Raw genomic sequence first — 223 nt, 5'->3', positions numbered from 1 at the left:
TCGGCCGTCGGGTGCGGTTTCGAGGGCGAGGCGTGAGGTCGCGGGGCCGCCGCCGGTGCCTTCCCAGTTGGCCCAGTTGCCGCTGGGTGCGGTCTGCCAGCGGTGGAAGACACCGTTGGTGTTGGAGGCGAAGACTTCGATGCGGCCGTCGGCGTTGTTGCCGGTGGCGAGTCGGTATCCGCCGCCGCCGAAGTTGGCCCAGGTGGACCACGAGCCGTTCACC

1 pseudogene is annotated in these 223 nt (G+C 70.4%); it reads right to left on the bottom strand.

What is annotated here, in order from left to right:
• Nucleotides 1-223 (bottom strand): annotated as a pseudogene (locus ACEPPI_RS41105) (peptidase M23); the annotation flags it as partial.

The organism is Streptomyces sp. AB3(2024) (assembly GCF_041862025.1).
Lineage (GTDB): Bacteria > Actinomycetota > Actinomycetes > Streptomycetales > Streptomycetaceae > Streptomyces.
The sequence above is the reverse complement of the archived record's forward strand: the minus strand, read 5'-3'. Positions and strand labels throughout refer to the sequence as shown.